Origin of the sequence: Mycolicibacterium fluoranthenivorans, assembly GCF_011758805.1 — a bacterium.
Taxonomy (GTDB): domain Bacteria; phylum Actinomycetota; class Actinomycetes; order Mycobacteriales; family Mycobacteriaceae; genus Mycobacterium; species Mycobacterium fluoranthenivorans.
Map to the genome: position 1 here is coordinate 172,749 of NZ_JAANOW010000001.1, position 16,135 is coordinate 188,883.

Here is a 16,135-nt window from a genome sequence, read left to right on the forward strand (position 1 = left end):
ATCCGGAGGATGTTTCACGTGAAACATGGCGAACTGAGTCCGGCTCCCCAGTCGGCGGCCTTGTGCTTTGGTGAGCGTGCCGATCTGGCCCGCCGCTACGGCGAGATCCTTGCCGGGGCCGGGATCGAGTGGGGTCTGATCGGACCGGCTGAACTCGACAGGTTGTGGGATCGTCATCTGCTCAACAGTGGTGCGGTGGCGGAACTGTTGCGTCCCGGTGAGCGGGTGGCCGACATCGGGAGTGGGGCGGGGCTGCCGGGTATACCGTTGGCGATAGCACGCCCGGATGTCCGGGTGGTCCTCGTCGAACCTCTGCTACGTCGAAGCGAATTCTTGCGTGAGGTCGTCGACGATCTCTGTCTGGAAGTCACGGTCGTTCGCGGCCGCGCGGAGGATCCGGGAGTTCGGGATGAGGTAGGGGAGTTGGACACGGTGACGTCACGAGCGGTCGCCTCATTGGACAAGCTGGCTCGGTGGAGCATGCCTCTGTTGCGTGTCGGCGGGCGGATGCTCGCCCTCAAGGGGGAGCGGGCCGAGCAGGAAATCGTGGATCACGAGCGGGCCTTGCGCTCGCTTGGTGCCACCGACGTAAGGGTGGTGAGATGTGGCGTGGACTATTTGAATCCACCCGTAACCGTGGTCGCGGCAACGCGAAGCCCGCGGACGGATCGATCGGTGCGATCCAACAGGAGGAAGCGATGACGCCGGGACCGGCTCAGCGACCAGACGGTCCCGATGTTTCACGTGAAACATGGACCGCGGACGGAGCAGGCACGTGGAACGGGGACCCGGGCGCGGACACCCCGATTGCGGCAGAAGCCGAGCGAGCCACCCGGCTGTTGCACAACCGCGGCGGCAGCCTGCCCAAGCCGTCACGCCAGCGGGTGTTCACCATCGCCAACCAGAAGGGCGGTGTCGGCAAGACCACCACGGCCGTGAACGTGGCGGCGGCACTGGCTCGGCAGGGTCTACAGGTCTTGGTCATCGACCTCGATCCGCAGGGCAATGCCAGCACGGCGCTGGGCATCGAGCACCGGCAGGGCACCCCGTCGTCCTACGAAGTTCTCATCGGTGAGATCCCCCTGCACGACGCGCTGCAGCGCAGCCCGCACAACGAGAGCCTGTTCTGTGTGCCGGCGACCATCGACCTGGCGGGCGCCGAGATCGAGCTCGTCAGCATGGTGGCTCGCGAGGGACGGCTGCGGACGGCGCTCATGGAACTCAAGCAGCACAGCTTCGACTACGTCTTCATCGACTGCCCGCCGTCGCTCGGCCTGTTGACCATCAACGCCCTGGTTGCCGCGCCCGAGGTGCTGATCCCGATTCAGTGCGAGTACTACGCCCTGGAGGGGGTGGGACAGCTCCTGCGCAATATCGAGATGGTGAAGTCGCACCTCAACCCGGAGCTCGACGTCACCACGGTCATTCTCACCATGTACGACGGGCGGACCCGACTGGCAGATCAGGTGGCCGAGGATGTGCGCGCACACTTCGGAGACAAGGTGCTCAAGACGGTCATTCCGCGCAGCGTGAAGGTATCCGAGGCACCCGGGTACGGGATGACGATCCTCGACTACGACCCCGGTTCGCGGGGAGCGATGAGCTATCTCGACGCCAGCCGTGAGATCGCCCATCGCGGACAGGTTGTCGATCAGCAGAGGGGACAGGCGTGAATCAGCCATCGAAGAAGCGCAGCGGTCTGGGTCGTGGCCTGGCGTCGTTGATCCCCACCGGCCCCGCCGATGAAGATCCGTTGGGCAGCAAGCTGGGGAGCGCGGCCGCCGATGTGCTCATGGGTGGCCCCGCGGCCGGCCCTGCCGCTCCAGCAGCGGGTGGCCCGGCGGCGGTATCGGAGTTCGGTGCGGTGTACCGGGAGATCGATCCGAAGCTGATCGAGCCGAACCCCCGCCAGCCCCGGCAGGTGTTCGACGAGGAAGCACTCGCCGAGATGGTGCACTCCATCAAAGAGTTCGGCGTCATGCAGCCGATCGTGGTGCGGGCGTTGTCCGGCACCGGCGACGGGGCGCGCTACCAACTGGTGATGGGGGAGCGGCGGTGGCGCGCCTCGCAGGAGGCCGGGCTGTCCGCCATCCCGGCGATCGTCCGCGAGACCGCTGATGGCGATATGTTGCGTGACGCGCTTCTGGAGAACATCCACCGGGCCCAGTTGAATCCGTTGGAAGAGGCGGCCGCATATCAGCAGCTGCTCGAGGAGTTCGACGTCACCCACGACGAACTGGCGGTACGGATCGGACGGTCCCGCCCGCTCATCTCGAACATGATCAGGCTGCTGCGCCTGCCCATCGCGGTGCAGCGCAGAGTTGCCGCCGGAGTGTTGTCCGCCGGCCACGCCCGCGCACTGCTCGCCCTGGAAGGTGGACCCGAGCGCCAGGAGGAGCTGGCGGCGCGGATCGTTGCCGAAGGATTGTCGGTGCGGGCCACCGAAGAGGCCGTGACGCTGGCGAACCGGAACGGTCCGGCGGAGCCGTCCTCGCCGCGGCGCAAGCCGATCCAGATGCCGGGGCTTCAGGATGTCGCCGAGCAGCTGTCCACGGCCTTCGACACGCGAGTGACGGTGAGCCTGGGCAAGCGCAAGGGCAAGATCGTCGTCGAGTTCGGGTCGGTCGACGATCTGCAGCGGATCGTCGAACTGATGAACGCCGCCAAGTCGTAAATGGCCGAAATGGGTGTTGTCGAGGTGGACCCTAGGACACAGGCGAATTACGTCACTGTGACACTGGACCGCGGGACGGCCGGCGTCCACCGGCCCTGCGCGGGAGATGCCATGTCCGGCAATGTATTTCGTCGTCAACGTGCTGCCGGACGCCAAAACCGGCCTGGCCCGGCCGTCCGCGGCGGGCTCTCCTATCCTGGAGGGGCAGCGCAAGCGGTCGTAGCGTCATCTGCCGGGATTTTGTGAGAGTCGGGGGTCGAAGTGTCATCGCGAATCACGCCACTCCGGCTTGAGGCGTTCGATCAACTGCCCAAGCACGCCCGGCAGTGCGTGTTCTGGGAGGTGGACCCCTCGACCCTGGGTGGCGACGATCATCTGGCCGATCCCGAATTCGAGAAGGAAGCCTGGCTTTCCATGGTGATGCTCGAGTGGGGATCGTGTGGGCAGATCGCGGTCGAGTGCGCTCCCGCCCCGGGCCAGCAGGACGTCGCGCCACCAGATCTGCGCAGCGACTCGGCGTGTCTGGGGTATGCCTTCTATGCTCCGCCGGGTGCGGTGCCGCGCGCGCGGCGTTTCCCCACCGGCCCGGTCAGCCCGGATGCCGTGCTGCTCACCTCATTGGGTGTGGACGTGTCCGATGACACCGGCGCACTGCCTCGCGGATTGATCGCAGCGGTGGTCGCGGATCTGGTGCGACGGGGGGTCAGGGCGCTGGAGGCCTTCGGCCGTACCTCCGCGATGTTGACACTCGATCCCGCCGCCGTGCCGGCGGATCTGCTCCCGGTGGTCGAGGTGCTCGGGGATTGCTCGACGGAGCAGTGCATCATCGACTCCGACCTTCTTACCGAGGCGGGTTTCGAGGTGGTGGCACCGCACCCTTACGTGCCGAGGCTGCGGCTCGAACTCGAGCAGGGATTGGGCTGGAAGGCTGGTGTCGAAGCGGCGCTGGAACGTCTGCTCGAGTCGGCCCGCATGGAGGTACCGGTCGGAGCGGTGCCCTGCGGCTGACCCGGGTGCAGCGCTAGCTGGGTGAAACGCGGCCGGCCTGTTCGACCGACAGTTCGTGTGCGAGCAGCTCGGCGAAGGTGAAGGTACCGGTCGGGCGGTCGTTCTTGCCGAGTAGGTACAGCCGCTTGACCGCGGCCAGCATTCCTTCGGCGATAGCGTCGCGAGTCGTGCTGGAAGCCAACAACTGTCGATCGTGTGGATTGGTGATGTAACCCAAATCAACCTGGACCGTGGGCATTCGGGTCAGGCGCAGCAGGTCCCAGGTGCGGCCGTGGGTGCGGCAGTCACGTAAACCTGTGCGTGCCACCACTTCCCGCTGGATGAAATCGGCGAGATTGCGTCCGATCGTGGACACCGAGCCATGCGAGTTACCGAAGTGGAACGATGCCACCCCACTTGCGGCGGGACTCACGTGGCTGGTGAAACGCAGGCTGATCATCAGGTCCGCGCCCACGCTGTTGGCTGTCTCGGCCCGCTCGGCATCCGACGGGCTGCGGCCCCCCGGCCGGGACAGGAAGGTGTCCATACCGATGGCCGTCATTCGGCCCTCGAGTCGAGTAGCCAAGTCCCACAGGATGTCCGCTTCGCTGATCGGACCCGCTGGGCCCTGCATGATCAGCCCGTGGTCATCCCCGCCGCGACCCGGATCGATGATGATCCGCTTTCCGGACAGCCGCGGGCCCGAGCGCCGGACCAGCTCCTCCTCGCGGATGGCGTGCAACGAGCCGCCGGTGACACGGGAGCCCAGAAAGTACAAGGAGCGCAAGGTATCCGGGCCACAGATCCCGTCCGGGAACAGTCCGTACTCGCGCTGATAGGACATCAGGCCGTTGTGCGTCTGCAGGCCGAAATGACCATCCACCAGGCCGGTGTAGAACCCGAGGTCCTGAAGCCGGGCCTGCAAGGTCGCGACGTCGTCGCCGTACATCGGGGCCCCGAACTGGTGGGCCAGGGTACGGGCGCCCAGTTGGTAGGACGCTTCCTTCAGAGCCCGGAAGGTGGCCTCACCGACCATGCCGTCCACCAGCAGACCACGGTGCTGCTGGAAGGCGCGGACGGCGTGATCGAGATCCTCGTCGAACACGTCCAGCGCGACGTGTCTACCGGTGGTCAGGTCGGCATCCGGGTTGTCGATCATGCCCAGTGCCGCCAGCGCCGACCTGATCTCGGTGACCGCCACTCCACGGTCACCTCGACGCAGAATCGACATACCTGGCCTTTCACATACGCTGCAGCCGGCACAAGCCGACGACTGCTGGACGGACTGACAGCATTGTCGCAGATACGCGCGAGAATCCGGAAAATTCCCGGAACGGGGAGTGCCTGCGCGTTACCTGTTAAACGTGCTCCGCGATCTCCCGGAGCAGGGCTGCCTTGCCCTTTGCACCGACGATACGCTTGACCGGCTGGCCGTCCTTGAACAAGATCAGCGTCGGAATCGACACCACCTGGAAGTCACGGGCGGTCTCCGGGTTGGCGTCCACATCGAGCTTGACCACCCGCAGGTCGCCGGTCTTCTCCTTGGCGATCTCTTCGAGCACCGGGGCGACCATCTTGCACGGCCCGCACCAGGTCGCCCAGAAGTCCACCAGCACCGGGGTGGAGCTGGACAGCACGTCCTGGCTGAACGAGGCGTCGGTGACGGTGCTTGTTGCGGAATCTTCGCTCATGTCGTCCTCCTGATCGGGGTGATAAAGGCTGAATCGGTTGTGGGTCAGTCGTTCTCGGCGAGCCAGCGCTCGGTGTCGATGGCAGCCGAACAGCCGGACCCGGCGGCGGTGATGGCCTGTCGGTAGGTGTGGTCGACCAGATCGCCCGCCGCGAAGACACCGTCGACCGATGTCGCGGTGCTGCGACCGATGACCTTCACGTAACCCTCGTCGTCCAGGTCCACCTGGCCGCGCACCAGATCCGAGCGGGGGTCGTGGCCGATCGCCACGAACACGCCGGTCACCGCCAGCTTGGACTCTTCACCGGTTACCGTGTCCCGCAGGCGAATTCCACTCACCTTCGGTTCGCCCTCGATCTCGGTCACCGCGGTGTTGGTGAGGAAGGTGATCTTCTCGTTGGCCTGCGCGCGCTCCAGCATGATCTTCGACGCCCGGAACTCCGAACGCCGGTGGATCAGGGTGACGCTGCGCGCGAAGCGGGTGAGGAACGTCGCCTCCTCCATCGCGGAGTCCCCGCCGCCGATGACGGCGATGTCCTGGTCGCGGAAGAAGAATCCGTCACAGGTGGCACAGGTGCTCACGCCGAGGCCGATGCGCTCCTGCTCACCGGGGACACCGAGCTGGCGGGCCGCTGCGCCCATGGCGAGGATCACCGCGCGCGCCTGGTATGTGGCGTCGCCGACCGTCACCTTCTTGATCGGGCCGGACAGGTCGACCTCGTCGACGTCCTCCATGCGCAGGTCCGCGCCGAAGCGCAGCGCCTGCTCGCGCATCTCGTCCATCAGGTTCGGGCCGGTGATGCCGTCCCGGAAGCCGGGGTAGTTCTCCACTTCGGTGGTGGTCATCAGCGCGCCACCGAACTGGATACCTTCGAACACCACGGGCTTGAGTTGGGCTCGGGCGGTGTACACCGCGGCCGTGTAACCGGCGGGGCCCGAGCCGATGATGATCACGTCATGGATCTCAGAGGAGCTTGACATCGTGGGTGCGAAGCCTTTCTGCCGTGTGAAACCGGCGTGAGTTCAAACATCAGGGTAGGCCCCCGTGTTCCCGGAGGTGATCTCGCACCGCGCCCTAGGGACGGTGCAGTGTCTTCTCGGCCAGGGGCCGGGTGTCGGCAGCACCACAACCGGCGTCCAGCACCACCGCCGTCACGCTGTCCACCGGTCCCGATTCTTCGGTGCGCAACACCACCAGCACCGCGGACCGGCCGTCCACGGTGACCGGTGTCGCACCCAGCACCGGCGTGGCCGGGTCCCGCCTGAGCCCGCTCAGGCATGCCGACCACCGCTGCGGGTCCGCCAGGGCACCGAGATCGGCGGGCCGGGTCAGCAGCGCCAGGATCTCGCCATCCGGGAGTGGCATCGGGGCGCTGCGGCGGGTGACGGTGATCAGTTCGGCGGTGGGTCCGGTGCTGCGGGCCGGGGCCGAGGTGTCGATCAAGGCCGCCGCACCCACCCCGATGGCGAACAGCGCCGCCGCCGCTCCGCACCACAGCGCGGTCCGGCGCCAGCGCAGGGGGCGGTCGGTGTGAGCCGGTCCGGCCGCCCGCAGCGCCGTCAGCACCCGAGCGCTGACCGGCGCGGGTATCTCGGGCGCCGAATCGGGATCGGCCGCCAGCGCGGCCAGTTCCGCCCGGACCCGGTCCTCTCCCGGTTCAGCACTCTGCACCGCTCCATCATGGCGCGACCGGCAAGGCCCGCTCGGCCGGTTCGGCCAGGGCGCGGGCCAGCTTGGCCCGGGCCCGGGCACAGCGGCTCTTCACGGTGCCCTCCGCGACACCCAGCATCCGGGCCGTCTCGGCCACCGAGAAGCCCTGCATGTCGACGGCCACCACCGCGGCACGCTGGTCGACGGGCAGCCGCATCAGCGCCTGTGCCACCACGATCGCGGTGTCCACCTGTGCGGTGGCGTCGTGCACCGGCCCGTCACCGTCCTCGAGCGGCGTCGTGGGGCGGGCTTTGCGCCGACGCAACCGGTCCAGGCAGGCGTTGAGCACGATGCGGTGCAGCCAGCTGCTCACCGAGGAACCATGCCGGAAGGTCGCCGCTGCGCAGTGCGCGGACAGCATCGCGTCCTGCAGGGCGTCACCGGCGTCTTCCGGGCTGTGGGTGGTGAACCGGGCCAGTCGGTACAGCGGCCGTTGGTACCGGATGAACAGCTCCTCGAAAGCGAACCGGTCGCCGGCGACGTGTGCCGCCAGCAACTGCGCATCCGTGCGTTCCCAGCCAGACTTCCCCCCGAAACTCCCCACAGCCGAACCCTAGTGAGGCGGCGGTGGTCCTCCCGACAGATCTTCTGGCGTATGCCCGGATAAGGCGTTGACCTGCTCCTTCCGGAATGCACAGGCTGGGGATAACCGTCAGGACTTGGCTTTGAGGGTGATCTCGGAGATGTCGGTGCGGTTCTTCCCGTCGACGGTGCCCAGCGTGGAGATCCACACCAGCACATACGACGTCGGTGAGGCGTTCTCGACGGTGATGGTGTTGGCCCCCTTCTTCAGCGGGGTGGCCGGGGCGAGGACGGTGGTGTCTTCCAGCTTGGCCGGGTTCGCGGACTGGGCGGCCCGGATCTGGACGGCGGTGCCCGTGCCGGTGGTGTTCACCGTGACGGATCCGATTGTCGTCGGCTGCGACAGCTGCAGCATCAGACCGACCCCGTTCTTGAAATTGGGGAATGGGTTGGGGTCGGAATAGGTGTCGCTGGGCCAGACGGTGGCCGGATTGCCGTCGATGGCCAACCCGGCCAGGGTCGGTGCGTCGGCTTCGCCCTCGGGCGAGAACACCGTGGCGCGCACCGGTTTGACCGTACTTCCGGCGTCGGCGTTGGCAGTGCTGCTCGGGGCGTTGAGCCCCAGGTCGCCCTTGTCGAGCGAACCGCCGACGTCCCCGAAGATGCCTTTGAGTACCGACGCCAGTACGACGAGTGCGATCACGACGATCACGGCGGCCGCGGAGAGCCCGATGATCAGGCCCTTGCGACGGCGCGCGAGGGACTCCGGGTCGTTGGCCCGCACCGCACTGAACGGGCTGGGGTTGGCGGGCGGTTCGGTTCCGGCGACCGGCGCGATGTAGTCGGTGCGGTCGGCGACGGCGGTGGCCTGCTGCAACAGGTTCAGCAGGGTGGGGGCGCTGCGGATGCCGCCGCCCTCCTGGACCGCGCGTGCCGCGGCGGCCGAGATCTGGAACGGGATGTCGCGATCCACCGAGCGCGGTTCGACGGGCTGCCCGGCACTGTCGACGTCGGCGGGGGCCAGCCCGCTGTGCACGCCGGCCTCGGGAAGCGGCCAGCGGTTCACCAGCAGCGCGTACAGCGCCGCGCCGATCCCGCGGATATCGTCCTCGGGCGTCGCGTCGGGCAGCGTCGCGGGGAACGCCAACGCCACATCGCCTTCGATGCTCACCCGGACCCGGCTGGGATCGTCGATCGACAGTGCCACCCCGCTGCGGTGGGCCGCCTCGGCAGCGGCGGCCAGTGACTGAATGGCGCGCGCCCCGCCGATCGGTGAGGGTGTGGTCTCGGCGACCTCGGCCAGGGAGCCGCCGCGGATCCACTCCGAGACCACCAAACCGCCGGCCCCGGTCCGGGCGACGTCCAGGATCTGCGCGATGCCCGGGGAGTTGATCTTGCTCAGCCGAGAGGTGCGGCTGAGGATGTCCTGCAGTTGGCTCTCGGGCAGCTGACCGTCGGGATCGATGAACGTCAGCGCGACCTGGCGGTCCAGGGCGGTGTCCAGGGCATGCCAGAACTGCAGGTGCGGCGGCCCGCCGTGGAAGACCAGCAGCCGGTACCGGCCGCCGGCAAGGGTGGCGCCGGGGATGAGGTGTACGTCGTCGTCCCCGGCCGGCGGGGAGGTGGTCTCGAGCGCCGGTTCACGTGGCGGATCGAACGGCAGGGCCTCGCGGGCGGGGACGTCGGGCTGAAGGTCATCTGCCACCGCAGGCCGCGAATCGGCCCCGGCGGTGGGGATGCGTGTGGTCGCGCCGGAACCGGCGCTCGTCTCCAACGGAGAGTCAGCGCCGGGAGAGAACCCGCTGCCGGGTTGGTCGGCCACCATGTTTCCTTTCCGCGTGCCCGTCCCGGCGGGGCGCTGAGGTGCATACGAATTGCTCTGAACAGCGTAATTGACGGGAGGTACCGGGCGCTGGGAGATACCCGGTGCCGGTGGCGCGGTCGGCACTCGTCCGAGGCGCCGCTGCACCGCGCGCAGCGCGGCCTGGGCGTCGGGCACCCCGGCCGCGAGCAATACGCCGGCGATGATCGGCAGCATGATCACGCCGAGGATGAGCAGCCGAAGCAGCGATCCGGCCGCTCCGCCGTGTTCGGTGAGCTTCTCGACCCCGAGGAGGCGATCCACCACGTGCGCGGCGAGCCCGGCGAGCAGAGAGGCGGTGATCGTGACCAGGATGGTGCGGACGACGTCCGCGCTGATCAGGCCGCCGGCTCTGGGCGGCAGCAGCGGTGCGAGATTGGCCCGCAGCACCAGATAGCCGACGGTGGCGCCGGCCAGGAAACCGAGCCCGTTGGCCAGCCCGAGGTAGCCGGCCACCAGCTCCGGATCCTGCACCAGGTGCCCGACCAGCACCGAGGCCACGATCTTGACGGCGGTGATCACCAGGATCAGCACGATCGGGATCCACGGCTGCTCCCGCGCGTAGAACACCCGCAGCTGCAACAGGACCAGCGCATAGGGGATCAGCGTGAACGCCGACAGGGTGATCGCCTGGCCGAGATAGCCGGCGTCGGTCTCGCCGAAGTTGCCGTAGGCGAACAGTGCCGTGCCGATCGCCGGGCCGCCGACGGTCATGAACGCCACGATCGGGATCAGCGTGATCATGGTCAGCCGGGTGGCCAGGGACAGGTCGGCGAGCACCGCAGGGCCGTTCTCGGCGGCGGCGTTGCGGGACAGCCGCGGCATCACCACCGTCAGCACGGTGACACCGATCATCCCGAACGGCAGTTGCAGCACCAGCCAGGTGTAGTTGTAGATCGCCGGGCCGGACGCGGCGGCCGAGCTGGCGATCTGGTTGCCGACGATCAAGCCGATCTGGCTGATCAGCACATAGAGCACCATCGCGGCGGCCATCGTGCCGAACTTCTTGAGCCGGTCGTCGATACCCCACAGCGGGCGCAGGCTGATCCGCTCGCGGCGGATGGCCACCAGCAGCACCGCGGCCTGCGCGACGACACCGAGCGTGGTGCCGATGCCCAGCACCAGCAGCTTGGCGTTGCCCATCTCGACGGGGTTCAGCGACAGTTCGCCGGGCACCAGCAGGTACACCCCGAGCGTCACGATGGCCACGAGGTTGTTGACCACCGGCGCCCAGGCGGGCGGCCCGAACACGTTGCGGGTGTTCAGGATTGCCATGTACACCGAGGTGAGGCCATAGAAGATGACCTGGGGCAGCAGCAGGTAGGCGAATGCGGTGGTGAGCGGCCGGTTCACCTGCGGGTCGCTGCCCAGCATCAGGTCGACCAGCAGCGGTGCGGCGGCCACCGAGATGATCGTGGTGACCAGCAACAGGGTGGTGGCCAGGGTGACCAGCCGGCGCACGAAGGCCGTTCCGCCGTCGGCGTCATCGCGTTCGGCGCGGGCCAGCACCGGGACGAAGATGGCGGTGAACGTCGCCTCCAGCACCAGCGCGGCCACCATATTGGGCAGCTGGTTGGCCACGGAGAACGAACTGGACAGCGCGGCGCCGAGGATGGCGGCCAGCAGCACGATGCGGAAGAAGCCGGTGATCCGGCTGATCAGGGTGGCGAACGCCATACCCCAGGACCGCGAGACGACCGCCGAATCCGACAGCTCGGTGCGCTGCGGCGGCGGGGGAGCGGGCGACGTGGCGCGGCGCGGGAAGTGTTGCGGTGCGTTCATCGGGTGTCGTCGTCCGGGGCGTGGGCCAGTGCGGTGTCCAGCGGGTCGGGCCGGTGTTCCCGCACCGGACGGGTGGGCGGCACCAGGTCGGCGCGGTCGGGCTGACCGCGGAACCGGTGCCACAGCCGGCGTCCGACCAGCAGTGCGAGTATGACGCCGCCGGTCAAGGTGATGAAGAACAGCACCTTTCCGTAGGCGTTGGAATGCACCGACAACCGGACCTGCTCACCCAGGGGCATCCCGTCGACTGTGGTCAGGGCGACGTCGACGGCGACGCGTTGGGTGAAGTGCACCTCGATCGGCACCCGCAGCGGCAGGTAGCCGGGAGGTAGTTCGATCTCGCCGGGGTCGGTCACCGTCATCCCGGGCGGAGCGTCGATGTGCAACCGCACCCGGATGGGCACCGGCAGGTCGTTGCGCAGGGCCAGCGGCAGTGGACTGCGCTCAGTGGCCAACGTGTAGGACCCGCCGGGGTTCACGATGGTGACCGCCCCGGTCAGATCCGCGAGCGTGCGCTGGACGGTCGAAAGCCGTTGCTGTGCAAGGCCGTTGCGTGCATCGGGAGGTACGGTCTGGCTCAGCGCCCGCAACATGTCCTCGCGCAGCGGCGCGGTGTACTGCGGACCCGTCAGGCCGGTCTGCTGATCGGTGGTCAGTGCGGCGGTGAGCTCCGAGAGCCGTGTGGTGGTCGAGCCGATACCGGAGATGACGTCGTCGTCGAACCGGGCCCGCGGATTGCCGTCGATGGCGGGTGGGCGTCCGGCCGCCGAGGGGGCCGCGGCCAGGGTTTCGTCGATCAGCGCCGGGAGCGGGCGCGGCACGGCGAGACCGGCGCGCAGCGTGCTGGAGATCGCGGTGAACACCGCCTGGGCTTCGTCGGGCCGCAGATTCCACGCCAGCGGGGGCATCACGATCTGGGTGCGGGGCTCGATATCCGGTCGCAGGCCCCGCCAGAGCAGCGAACCCAGCGCGTCCTGCAGGCGGGCCACCTGCGAGTCATGGGCGAGCGGGATCGTGAGCGACGAGTCCACATACGTCGGTGTCTGCGGGTCTGTCCCGGCCCCGGCCAGCGCGGCCCCGACCATCGGGTCGAACGGCGCGGTGACCACCTGCGGTGCGTCGCGGCGCGGGTCCAGCGCGACGGTGTCCTCGCCGCTCGCGGTCAGCGGCGCCGCGGCGATCGCGACCGTCGGGCCTTGCGCCGCCAGCAGTGACACGGTCCGCTCGGTCATCGGCCCGTCGCCGAGCAGGGCGGCACCGCGCACCGACTTGATACCGAGGATCTGGTCCACGATGTCGGCGGCGCCGGTGGTCGCGGCCGTGTTCAGGGTGGGGTCGCCCACCCGGGCCAGCGCGTCCACATCGGCCTGCGCGTACACCGTGGGCGTCACGCAGGTGCGTTGTGCCAACGCTTTGAGCCGGTTGAGCCAGTCGACGGCCGCGTCCTTGCCCGCGCCCGGCCGGGTGGGTGCGTTCAGCCCGCCGTCCGGGGTGGTGCTGACCACGTAGCCGGCGGTCATCGCATTGACGGTGACCAGGAGGTCCGGATCGACCGCCAGACACAGCGCGGTGCGGACGGTGCCGTCGGGATCCACTTCGGGGCTGGTGGCGAAATCGGCGGCGGTCAGCAGGGTGTCCAGCCGGCCACCCGAGGCCAGCGAGGTGGCCAGGTCGTCATCGACCAACCGCACCGGCGTGGTGCCACCGGGGATACCGGCCGCCAGCCTGGGCCGATCGGCCAGCGGCCACAGCACCGTCGTGGCGACCGGTCTGGTGGTGTCCGGTGCCACGACGGCGCCGACCGGCGGGGCCCCGTCGGTGCCGGCGGTGTCCGTCGGATCGGCGGGCACCCCGAGCACCGGCAACAGGAAGCGGGCATCGTCGAGCCGGGCCGGCTCGCCGTAGTCCGGGGTGCCGTTGACGTTCACCAGGACGGGGTACACGCCCGGTTTGTCGATGTGCAGGGAGGGCTGGCCGCCGGCCCGCACCGGGTAGCTCAGGGTGAACGGGACCTTCTCACCACGCTGCAGCTCGGGCGCCAGGGTGATGAAGTCGGCGACGGGTTCGTACTGGTCCAGGTTTCCGGACAGATTGCTGCGCAGCCCGGGGGCGGCGGTGACGCCGGCGGCGTGTTCGAGCCGGACGACGATGTCACGCACCGGCCGGTCGCCCACATTGCTCACGGTGCCGGCGACGGTGACCACGGCATCGCTGGTGGTCGTGACGATATCGGGGGTGACACGGTCGATCTGCAGGTGCAGGAACTGCGCGGAACTCGGCTCACCGGCGGCCGCGCGCGGCGAGACGGCGGGGGTGGCGACCAGGATCAGCAGTACTGCGGCAGCGAGGAAGCGGAAGACGTGGACCGGCGGGCAGGAGCGAAGCGACCGGGGAAGTCGAACAAGCGGGCAGGAGCGAAGCGACCCGGGGAAACGAAGAAGCGGTGAGGGGCGAAGCGACCCGGTACGCCGGACCGCCACCGAACTCACGGGCCGTTTCCGCATCCGTTCGCCCGCCGGCCGGACGAGTCTTCCTGGCGACGGTTCCGGGTGTGCGAATGGGTCTGCGGACGTCGTCGCGGGGAGCTGTGCGGTAGTGGCGGCAGCGCCGCCGGGCCATCGGATTGCAGCTTCTCGATCAGTTCGCCCGCGACCTCGGCCAGCCGGCGCTCGTCGGCGTAGGCCAGCCGGGCCGGCAGGTCCCCGATCGGAACCCACGCGACCTCGGTGACCTCGACATCGTCGTCGGAGAGTTCGCCACCCAGGAATCGCATCAGGTAATGGTGCACTGTCTTGTGCACCCGGCGCCCCTCGGTGACGAACCAGTAGTCGATGCTGCCCAACGCCGCCAGCACGCTGCCCTGGATCCCGGTCTCCTCGGCGACTTCGCGGATCGCCGTCTGTTCGGCGGTCTCACCCATCTCGATATGGCCCTTGGGCAGTGACCAGAGCATCCGGCCACGCCGGTCGATCCGGCCGATCAATGCGGCGACCTGGCTCTCTTTGGGCCCGTCGATACCGTCGATGACCAGGCCGCCCGCCGATGTCTCGTGCACGGTGCGCAGTCGTTCCTGGGCGCGCCGGGGCGGGCGCTGCGGACGGTTCTGGCCTGGTTTGGCCGGAGTGGGTGTCAACTCGGCGGCCGGCTGGTCGGCGTTCGCAGCGGACTGCTCGGCGGCGGGTGCGGGTGGACCGGCAGCACGGCGACCGCGGCGACGCCCTCGGCGCCGTCGCGGTTTGGCTTGTTCGCCGTCCGACACCCAAGCGATAGTAGCTGCAGCGGCGTGCCCTTCCCGCCACACTGGCCCGGTCGTGGCCGGGCTGTCGCCGGGTCGTTATCGGCCGACCCCGGCCGACGGCGCGACTTCTCAGCGCGCTCTCGTTCCTCGTGCGCTTGATCGGCGTCCCGCGCCCGGTCACTAGACTCACCGACCGTGCCGAACGACGCGACTCCCGACGCCGCCGATGCCGAACTGCTGGCCGGCGCCTGGTTGGCGCTGAGCCGATACCGGCATCTGCTGGTTGATCTGGGCGCCACGTTCGCCGCCGCCGGCCACGAGTTGTACCTGGTGGGGGGCAGTGTCCGGGATGCGCTGCTGGGCCGCGACTACACGGATCTGGACTTCACCACCGACGCCCGCCCGGAGCAGATGCTGAAGTTCCTGCGCGGGTGGGGTGACGCACTCTGGGACACCGGTATCGACTTCGGCACGATCGGGGTCGGCAAGGACGGCTATCGGCTGGAGATCACCACCTTCCGGTCCGACAGCTATGACCAGGTGACGCGCAATCCACAGGTGCGTTTCGGCGACAGCCTGGACGAGGATCTGGTGCGCCGCGACTTCACCGTCAACGCGATGGCGGTGCGGATCGGCGAAGACGGTCCCGCGGAGTTCTGCGACCCGCTCGGTGGTCTGGCGGCGCTGCGCGCCAAGGTGCTGGACACGCCGTCGGCGCCGCAGGTGTCCTTCGGCGACGATCCGCTGCGGATGTTGCGGGCCGCACGGTTCGTGTCCCAGCTCGGCTTCACGGTGGCGCCCCGCGTCCTGGAGGCGCTGTTGGACATGGCGCCGCAACTGGAACGGATCACCGCCGAGCGGGTGGCCGCCGAACTGGACAAGCTGCTGACCGGTGCCGACCCGGTCGCCGGGGTGGACCTGATGGTGCAGACCGGGCTGGGCGATGTGGTGCTGCCCGAAGTCGGTCAGATGCGGATGGCCATCGACGAACACCACCAGCACAAGGACGTGTACTGGCATTCGCTGACGGTGCTGCGCCAGGCCGTCGACCTCGAGGACGACGGGCCCGACCTGGTGCTGCGGTGGGCAGCACTGCTGCACGACATCGGCAAGCCCGACACCCGCAAGCACGAGTCCGACGGCGGGGTGAGCTTCCACCATCACGAGGTGGTCGGCGCCAAGATGGCCCGAAAGCGCATGCGCGCGTTGAAGTATTCCAAGCAGATGGTCGACGATGTGTCCCAGCTGGTGTACCTGCACCTGCGGTTCCACGGCTACGCGGATTCGACGGGCACCGGGCGGTGGACCGACTCCGCCGTACGCCGGTACGTCACCGATGCGGGCCCGCTGCTGACCCGGTTGCACAAACTGGTGCGGGCCGACTGCACCACCCGCAACAAGCGCCGGGCCGCCCGGCTGCAGGCCAACTACGACGATCTCGAGGCGCGGATCGCCGAGCTCGCGGAGAAGGAGGACCTGCAGCGGGTCCGCCCCGATCTGGACGGCAACGAGATCATGAGGATCCTCGACATCCCGGCCGGGCCGCAGGTCGGGCAGGCCTGGAAGTACCTCAAGGAACTGCGGCTGGACCGCGGCCCCCTCGAGCACGACGAAGCGGTGGCAGAACTTCGCGAATGGTGGAACGCGCAGCAGGCCTGATGCGTCTGACA

The 16,135-nt window shown here is 68.7% G+C and carries 13 protein-coding genes; 5 read left to right on the forward strand and 8 right to left on the reverse strand.

The features are described 5' to 3' along the window. Positions 1-9 precede the first annotated feature (9 nt). From rsmG to FHU31_RS00910, 4 genes are all read left to right on the forward strand, one after another. Positions 10-702 (forward strand): 16S rRNA (guanine(527)-N(7))-methyltransferase RsmG, encoded by a 693-nt coding sequence (rsmG, locus tag FHU31_RS00895; RefSeq protein ID WP_167154723.1) that lies wholly within the window; start codon positions 10-12, stop codon positions 700-702. Then, positions 699-1,673 carry a ParA family protein gene (locus FHU31_RS00900; protein WP_167154726.1) on the forward strand — a complete coding sequence of 325 codons (975 nt, stop codon included), beginning with the start codon at positions 699-701 and terminating at the stop codon, positions 1,671-1,673. The genes rsmG and FHU31_RS00900 overlap by 4 nt, the downstream gene beginning before the upstream one ends. After that, a complete protein-coding gene (locus tag FHU31_RS00905; RefSeq protein ID WP_167154729.1) occupies positions 1,670-2,674 on the forward strand; it encodes a ParB/RepB/Spo0J family partition protein in 1,005 nt (334 codons plus the stop codon). Before FHU31_RS00900 ends, FHU31_RS00905 begins: the two co-directional genes overlap by 4 nt. A gap of 261 nt (positions 2,675-2,935) precedes the next feature. Next, positions 2,936-3,682 carry an acetyltransferase gene (locus FHU31_RS00910; protein ID WP_167154731.1) on the forward strand — a complete coding sequence of 249 codons (747 nt, stop codon included), beginning with the start codon at positions 2,936-2,938 and terminating at the stop codon, positions 3,680-3,682. Positions 3,683-3,695: 13 nt separating this feature from the next. On the opposite strand, the gene FHU31_RS00915 is transcribed toward FHU31_RS00910, so the two are convergent. The 8 genes from FHU31_RS00915 to FHU31_RS00950 form a co-directional block, all read right to left on the reverse strand. Next, complete coding sequence (locus FHU31_RS00915) at positions 3,696-4,892, reverse strand: N-acetylmuramoyl-L-alanine amidase (RefSeq protein WP_090359526.1); 1,197 nt, start codon at positions 4,890-4,892, stop codon at positions 3,696-3,698. A 127-nt stretch (positions 4,893-5,019) separates the two neighbouring features. Then, positions 5,020-5,352, reverse strand: coding sequence for a thioredoxin (gene trxA / locus FHU31_RS00920; RefSeq protein ID WP_167154734.1), 333 nt, complete (start codon positions 5,350-5,352; stop codon positions 5,020-5,022). Between the two features lie 44 nt (positions 5,353-5,396). Beyond that, the gene (trxB, locus tag FHU31_RS00925; RefSeq protein WP_167154737.1) at positions 5,397-6,332 is read right to left on the reverse strand and encodes a thioredoxin-disulfide reductase; all 936 of its coding nucleotides are present in this window, start codon (positions 6,330-6,332) and stop codon (positions 5,397-5,399) included. 94 nt (positions 6,333-6,426) lie between these two features. Continuing rightward, the gene (locus FHU31_RS00930) at positions 6,427-7,023 is read right to left on the reverse strand and encodes an RsmA family anti-sigma factor (protein WP_167154740.1); all 597 of its coding nucleotides are present in this window, start codon (positions 7,021-7,023) and stop codon (positions 6,427-6,429) included. 7 nt (positions 7,024-7,030) lie between these two features. Further along, positions 7,031-7,606: an RNA polymerase sigma factor SigM gene (sigM, locus tag FHU31_RS00935; RefSeq protein ID WP_167154743.1), complete on the reverse strand. Its 576-nt coding sequence runs from the start codon at positions 7,604-7,606 to the stop codon at positions 7,031-7,033. 108 nt (positions 7,607-7,714) lie between these two features. Next, a complete protein-coding gene (gene murJ, locus FHU31_RS00940; RefSeq protein WP_167154745.1) occupies positions 7,715-11,227 on the reverse strand; it encodes a murein biosynthesis integral membrane protein MurJ in 3,513 nt (1,170 codons plus the stop codon). After that, positions 11,224-13,560 (reverse strand): hypothetical protein, encoded by a 2,337-nt coding sequence (locus FHU31_RS00945; protein WP_167160477.1) that lies wholly within the window; start codon positions 13,558-13,560, stop codon positions 11,224-11,226. Before FHU31_RS00945 ends, murJ begins: the two co-directional genes overlap by 4 nt. Before the next feature lie 152 nt (positions 13,561-13,712). Further along, positions 13,713-14,486, reverse strand: coding sequence for an NUDIX hydrolase (locus FHU31_RS00950; RefSeq protein ID WP_167154748.1), 774 nt, complete (start codon positions 14,484-14,486; stop codon positions 13,713-13,715). Between the two features lie 174 nt (positions 14,487-14,660). Between FHU31_RS00950 and FHU31_RS00955 the strand changes: the two genes are divergently transcribed. Beyond that, positions 14,661-16,124 carry a CCA tRNA nucleotidyltransferase gene (locus FHU31_RS00955; protein ID WP_090359513.1) on the forward strand — a complete coding sequence of 488 codons (1,464 nt, stop codon included), beginning with the start codon at positions 14,661-14,663 and terminating at the stop codon, positions 16,122-16,124. Positions 16,125-16,135: the final 11 nt, after the last annotated feature.

Coding starts and splice junctions, on each gene's coding strand:
- rsmG (WP_167154723.1), top strand. CDS start 10: ATGTTTCACGTGAAACATGGCGAACTGAGTCCGGCTCCCCAGTCGGCG.
- FHU31_RS00900 (WP_167154726.1), top strand. CDS start 699: ATGACGCCGGGACCGGCTCAGCGACCAGACGGTCCCGATGTTTCACGT.
- FHU31_RS00915 (WP_090359526.1), bottom strand. CDS start 4,892: ATGTCGATTCTGCGTCGAGGTGACCGTGGAGTGGCGGTCACCGAGATC.
- trxA (WP_167154734.1), bottom strand. CDS start 5,352: ATGAGCGAAGATTCCGCAACAAGCACCGTCACCGACGCCTCGTTCAGC.
- trxB (WP_167154737.1), bottom strand. CDS start 6,332: ATGTCAAGCTCCTCTGAGATCCATGACGTGATCATCATCGGCTCGGGC.
- murJ (WP_167154745.1), bottom strand. CDS start 11,227: ATGAACGCACCGCAACACTTCCCGCGCCGCGCCACGTCGCCCGCTCCC.